We start from the raw sequence: 6,214 nt of genomic DNA, 5'->3' as shown, positions 1-6,214 counted from the left end.
TCTGAACTTTCAGACGACCTTCAAGGAAAAGATACGAGGTCGTCTGAAACTCAAAACGGCGTGCGTGAACAAAGTTCACACACCCTACCGGCGGAAACTCCGGCCGTAGGGTGTGTGGCGCAAGCCACGCACGCGGAAGGGGAATTGGATGACAGGCATTCTGAACTTTCAGACGACCTTCAAGGAAAAGATATAGGGTCGTCTGAAACCCAAAACGGCGTGCGTGAACAAAGTTCATACACCCTACGAGACAACCCAAACACCCAAACCTTCAAATACCGCTTCTCCATGATTTGGACCTTCGCCCGCCGCGAAGCTAAAGAACTCCTGCGCGACAAAATCCGCCTGTTTTTCGCCGTGTTCGGCCCGCTGATTATCATGGCGTCGGTATCGTGGGGGATTTCGTTTGACGTACGGAATCTGAAATTCGCCGTTTACGACCGCGACCAAACCGCCGCCAGCCGCGAGCTGGTCGAATATTTCGACGGTTCGCGCTACTTCCTCCAACAGCCGCCGATACAGTCCGAAGCCGAAATCGACACCGTGCTCAAAAGCTCCGGCGCCATATTGGTCATCGATATTCCGAGCGGTTTCGGGCGCGATTTGGCGCGCGGACTTAAACCCGAAGTTGGGTTTTATGTGGACGGTTCCATGCCGTTTAACGCCACCAACATCCGCGGCTACATCGGCAGCCTGATCACCGCCTACACCAAAGACCGCATCGCCGAAAGCGGGTTGCCCGTTTCGCTCAAAGCCCCCGCCGGCATCGAACCGCGCTTTATGTACAATCAGGATTTCGACAGCATCAACGCCATCGCCCCGGGCGTGATGATGCTGGTGTTGATGATGATACCCGCCATGATGTCGGCGGTCGGCGTGGTGCGCGAACGCGAAATCGGTTCCATCGCCAATTTCTACGCATCGCCCGCCGCCGTGGCGCAATATCTGATCGGCAAACAGCTTCCCTATATCGCCGTCGGCATGGTCAATTTCGCCGCCATGATGTTGATGATTATTTACCTGTTCGGCGTGCCGCTTAAAGGCTCGTTTGCAGGACTCGCCGTCGGCACGCTCTTGATGGTGTCCGCAAGTACCGCGCTGGGGCTTTTGATTTCCTGCTTCGTGCGCTCCCAGCTTGCCGCCATCTTCGCCACCGCCATCATCACCATGATCCCCGCGCAAACCTATTCCGGTTTTCTCTACCCGCTGTCCACCATGGAAGGCGGCGCGCTGATTATCGGCAAAACCTTCCCGTCGTCGTGGTACTACACCGTCAGCGTCGGCAGCTTCACCAAAGGGCTGCACACCGCCGACCTGTTGCATGAATACGCCGCCATCGCCGCCTTTGCCGCCACCAGCCTGATTTTGGCGTGTGTGTTGTTGAAGAAACAGGAGAAGTGAGAGGTTGTCTGAAAACTCAGCAGGCGGGTCTTGATGCCTGATTTGTTCCTTAACTCACTATAAAGGAAAAAACGCCATGAACCGAACAACCCTGTTTGACGGACTGGCCGAACGCTACGGCGCGGCGGCGGAATATCCGTGGGCGAAATCTCCCGACTTTGCCGTGTTCCGCCACACGGGCAACCGCAAATGGTTCTGCCTGTATATGCCCGTGCCGTCTGAAAAACTGGGCATGGGCGAGGGCGGTCTGATGGAAATCGTCAACGTCAAATGCCGCCCCGAACACATCGGCGCATGGCGCGCGACGGCAGGCATCCTGCCCGCCTACCACATGAACAAAGAACACTGGTTGAGCATCGTATTGGCGCAAACGCCCGCAGAAAACGTGTGGCGGCTGATAGACGACAGCTTCGTGCTGACACGCTAGGATTGATTAACTCCACACATCAAACGAAAGGAAAAACATGAAAACCATAGGCATCATCGGCGGCATGAGTCCCGAAAGCACCGTGCTCTACTACCAAATCATCAACCGCGAGACCAACCGCCGCTTGGGCGGCAACCGCAGTGCCAAAATCCTGCTCGACAGCGTGGATTTTGAAGAAATCGTCCGTTTGCAGAAAAGCGGCGATTGGGCGGCGGCAGGAAACGTGTTGGCGCAAAGCGCGCGGAAGCTGGAAGCGGGCGGCGCGGATTTTTTGCTGCTCGCCACCAACACCATGCACAAAGTCGCCCCCGCCATCGAACAGGTGGCTGGCATCCCCTTGCTGCACGTCGTCGATGCGACTGCCGCCGCCATCAAACGGCAAGGCTTGTCCGCCGTCGGCCTGCTCGGCACGCGCTTTACCATGAGCGACGGTTTTTATACTGAGCGCATGGGTTGGCAGGGCGTGAAAACCATAGTGCCGACCGCCGCCGAACAAGACGAAATCCACCGCATTATTTTTGACGAACTGTGCCTGAACCGCATCCGCCCCGAATCCGCCCGCTACTTTTACGACGTGATAGGCCGTCTGAAAAACGAAGGCGCGCAGGGCGTGATACTCGGCTGCACCGAAATCTGCCTGCTTGTGAACGAAACCGACAGCCCGCTGCCCGTGTTCGACAGCACCGCCATCCATGCACTTGCGGCGGTGGATGCGGCGCTGGCGGAGTAATTAGGACTTTTGATTAAACTGGGACAGGGTTGGTTGATTCTTAGTGTCGGATAACGAATATTTTGAACAGGGTGGATGGGATCCATCCCACGATTCCTTCTGATTTGGCATGTCAGGCTTCAGTCCGAACTACGGTAACCAATTTTCAGACGGCCTGCATGAAGAAAACGCACAGTCGTCTGAAAATATAGCATCACGCTTTAGGATTACAACGTTTTGCCGATAAATCTACTTCTCTTTATTCAATAAAATGGAAAAATTAATTTAATCTATGAAAAGGGAGGTGAAGAAATGAATCGTTCGGGATTTCGCATGAGCCTGATTGCTTCCATGCTGTTGGGCACACATGCCATAGCGGCTGCCGATAAAGTTGAAGTGTCGGGTGTATTGGAAGATGTTTATGTACAGGCGGTAAACCGCAGCACGCGTACCGAAAACCGCGATTCGTTCACCACCTCCGCCATGCGTACCACCACGGGTTTGGCTTTGTCGCCCAAGGAAACGCCGCAGTCGGTCAGCGTCATTACCAAAACCCAGATTGAAGGGCAGGGCATTACCCGTTTGGAAGATGCACTGAAGGCCACTACGGGCGTTACCGTTGTGCGCGATTCCGACCGCTCGCGCTTCATGTCGCGCGGTTTCTATATCGACCAAATAGAAGAAGACGGCGTTTCTTCCAATGTTTCCAGCTATGTGGGCGAAACCATCCTCAATGCCGAGAGTCAGACCGATTTGTCGGTGTACGACCACATCGAAGTGGTGCGCGGTGCCACCGGTTTGACGCAGGCCAACGGCGAGCCGGGCGGAACCATCAATGCGGTACGCAAACGGCCGACTTCTGCACGGCAGATACAAGGCAGCGTGAGTGCGGGGCGTTTCGACACTTACCGCAGCGAATTGGATGTTTCCGGCAGCCTCAACAGCAGCCGAACAGTGCGCGGCCGTTTGTTGGGCGCATGGGAAAAGTCTGGTTCTTTCATCGACCGCGTCAATAGCCGGCAAAACGTGGTGTACGGCGTGCTTGATTTCGATTTGGGCGAAAAAGCAGTTTGGACGGTGGGCAGCCTGTATCAAAACCGCCATGCGGTGCCGGATGTGTACGGCCTGCCTGCAGGCAGCGAGGATCATCCGCTGCATTTGCCGCGCAATGCTTATTCCGGTGCGCCGTGGAACAACAGCCGCTTCACCAAATTCAATTTATTTTCGGAGCTGCGGTACGATTTCAACGATAACTGGCAGGCAGTCGGCTTGGTCGATTATCGCCGCGACACGGCATTTCGGGAGTATGCCGCGCTCAGCAGCGGTCCGAGCTGGCAAAACAGCAGCGGCACCATTTGGGGCAGCGGCAACCGCCTTGCCGACAACAAAACTGCGCAATGGACGGCGCAAGGCAAGCTGACCGGCCGCTTTGAGGCATTGGGACGCCGGCACGACGTGTTCGCCACATACAGCTACAACAAACGGCGTACCGACTCCGAAACCATGCAGCATTGGAATTTGTGGGCAGACCCGTCCGACTCTGGGAACCAGTTTTGCGCATCGCGCGGCTGGCCGAACTGGTGCGACCCTAACTTGAGCCGAGATTTCCCGCTGGATCCGTTTGACGGTTCCGTTATCCCGCGCCTCGATTGGAGCAAGCTGGCCGATTTGGATTACCGCTTCAACCCCATCCACCGACACACCGATGAGCATACCCGTTCCCATGCCGTCAGTGCCGGTATCCGCTTTAATCCGACCGACAAACTGCACCTGCTGGCCGGTTTCCGCTACACCCGGTGGCGTTATCGGCAAAACACCGATGACATAATCGACCCGGCCAACCCTGCTCCTTTGGAGAGTATGACACGCCGCATTAACCGCAATCGTTTCGTGCCCTATTTGGGTATTACCTGGGATGTAACGCCGCATCACAGCCTGTATGCCAGCTACACCTCGATTTTCAAACCGCAGCTCGAATATAAAGATGCCGGCGGCAACGATTTACCGCCCGTTATCGGCACCAACTACGAAATCGGCTGGAAATCCGCTTGGAACAACAAACGCCTGAACACTGCCGTCGCCTTGTTCCAAATCGATCAGAAAAACCGCGCCGTTTATGGCGGAGATGACGGAATGGGCAACGGCTACTATATCAACACTGGCCGAGTGGTCAGCCGAGGCTTGGATGCGGAAATTTCCGGTAATCTGACCGATAACTGGAAACTGTTTGCCGGCTACACCTACAACGACAGCAAATACCGCAATGATGACGAAGACTACCAAGCAGGGCAGAGATACAGCCAGCACACGCCGCGCAGTATCTTCAGGCTCTACACCAATTACCGGCTGCCCGGTGCCGCGCACCGATGGAGTATCGGCGCAGGTATGAACGTGCAAAGCCGTACCGGTAACCTGCACGACCAGCCCAACCTCAAGCAGGGCGGCTACACCTTGTGGCATGCCGATGTGCAATACGCGCCGACCGACCGCATCCGTTTGAGCCTGATTGGCAACAACCTGTCGAATAAGCGTTATTTTGAAAACAACGCCAACCGCAGCAACGGTGCTTACAATTTTTACGGAATGCCGCGCAATATCATGTTCAAACTGAACTGGCGGCTGTAATCCCCTCGTCGTCTGAAATAACGAAAAGCAGCCTGCACTTTTGTTTTAAAATGTGCAGGCTGCTTTTTCTTTCCATCATTGCATATCCGTCCCATTTTTCAGACGACCTTCGGGCAAGCTGAAACACAAATACAAGGAATCCCGATGCCCAGCCGCACCGCCACCATCCTGACCACCGCACTCGCCCCGTTGATTTGGGGCAGCACCTATCTGGTGACCACCGAATTTCTGCCTCCAGACCGACCGTTTACCGCTGCGCTTATCCGTGTTTTACCCGCCGGGCTTTTGCTGTTGGCGTGGACGAGGCGTATCCCCAAACGCGATGAATGGGCGACTGTTGTCTTGCTCGGTTTTTTAAACATCGGCTTTTTTCAGGCCATGCTGTTTGTGGCGGCGTATCGCTTGCCGGGCGGACTGGCGGCGGTGTTGAGTTCGACGCAGACGCTGATGGTGCTGGTGTTTACTTGGTTAATCGGCAAAACCATGCCGCCTAAAGCAGCTTGGGCTTGGTCGGCGGCAGGGGTTTTGGGGATTGCGCTTTTGGTTTTGTCGCCGCAGGCGCGCTATGACGGGACGGGGATTTTGGCGGCATTGGCGGGCGCGGCAGCGATGGCGTTGGGCGTGTATTTGTCGAAACACCGCCGCACTTCGCTGCCCGTATTGGCGTTCACCGGCTGGCAGCTTTTCATCGGCGGATTGTTTTTACTGCCCGTCGCCCTGCTTGCCGAACCGCGGCTCGAATCTTTAAGCCCCGCCAATATCGGCGGCTATCTGTATTTGAGCCTGTTTGGTGCCGTATTGGCTTATGTGTTGTTTTTCAGAGGAATCGCCAAACTTTCGCCTGCTGCGGTTTCGTCGTTGGGATTGCTCAGCCCTGTCTCGGCATTTATCTTGGGCTGGCTGTTTTTAGGGCAAGGGATGGACGCGAAGTCGCTGGCGGGATTTGCGTTGGTGTTGGTATCGATATTCGGGGTGCAGCGGGCAGTCATGAAAAAGGTCGTCTGAAACCTCAAAATCCGGTTTGAACTGGCCCCCAAATCTTGGACACTCAT

General features: G+C 55.6%; 5 protein-coding genes. All 5 read left to right on the top strand.

Annotated features, from left to right (window positions below; translation table 11 throughout):
- Window positions 1-1,401, top strand: a 1,401-nt coding sequence (locus tag HMPREF2954_RS06930) for an ABC transporter permease (protein WP_141755649.1), incomplete at its 5' end; no start/stop codon positions are given.
- A 76-nt stretch (window positions 1,402-1,477) separates the two neighbouring features.
- On the top strand, window positions 1,478-1,828 hold the full coding sequence (locus HMPREF2954_RS06925; protein WP_045075127.1) for an MmcQ/YjbR family DNA-binding protein: 351 nt from the start codon (window positions 1,478-1,480) through the stop codon (window positions 1,826-1,828).
- A 37-nt stretch (window positions 1,829-1,865) separates the two neighbouring features.
- Entirely contained in the window at window positions 1,866-2,558 is a 693-nt protein-coding gene (locus tag HMPREF2954_RS06920; protein ID WP_045075124.1) for an aspartate/glutamate racemase family protein, read from the top strand.
- Between the two features lie 312 nt (window positions 2,559-2,870).
- Window positions 2,871-5,162, top strand: a complete 2,292-nt coding sequence (locus HMPREF2954_RS06915; protein WP_231574662.1) for a TonB-dependent siderophore receptor — start codon at window positions 2,871-2,873, stop codon at window positions 5,160-5,162.
- 144 nt (window positions 5,163-5,306) lie between these two features.
- Window positions 5,307-6,167: an EamA family transporter gene (locus HMPREF2954_RS06910; protein WP_045075118.1), complete on the top strand. Its 861-nt coding sequence runs from the start codon at window positions 5,307-5,309 to the stop codon at window positions 6,165-6,167.
- The last annotated feature ends 47 nt before the right edge of the window (window positions 6,168-6,214 follow it).

Origin of the sequence: Neisseria sp. HMSC067H09, from assembly GCF_001814135.1 — a bacterium.
GTDB lineage: Bacteria > Pseudomonadota > Gammaproteobacteria > Burkholderiales > Neisseriaceae > Neisseria.
This window is presented reverse-complemented; position numbering and strand designations above follow the sequence as displayed.

Coding starts and splice junctions, on each gene's coding strand:
- HMPREF2954_RS06915 (WP_231574662.1), top strand. CDS start 2,871: ATGAGCCTGATTGCTTCCATGCTGTTGGGCACACATGCCATAGCGGCT.
- HMPREF2954_RS06910 (WP_045075118.1), top strand. CDS start 5,307: ATGCCCAGCCGCACCGCCACCATCCTGACCACCGCACTCGCCCCGTTG.
- HMPREF2954_RS06920 (WP_045075124.1), top strand. CDS start 1,866: ATGAAAACCATAGGCATCATCGGCGGCATGAGTCCCGAAAGCACCGTG.
- HMPREF2954_RS06925 (WP_045075127.1), top strand. CDS start 1,478: ATGAACCGAACAACCCTGTTTGACGGACTGGCCGAACGCTACGGCGCG.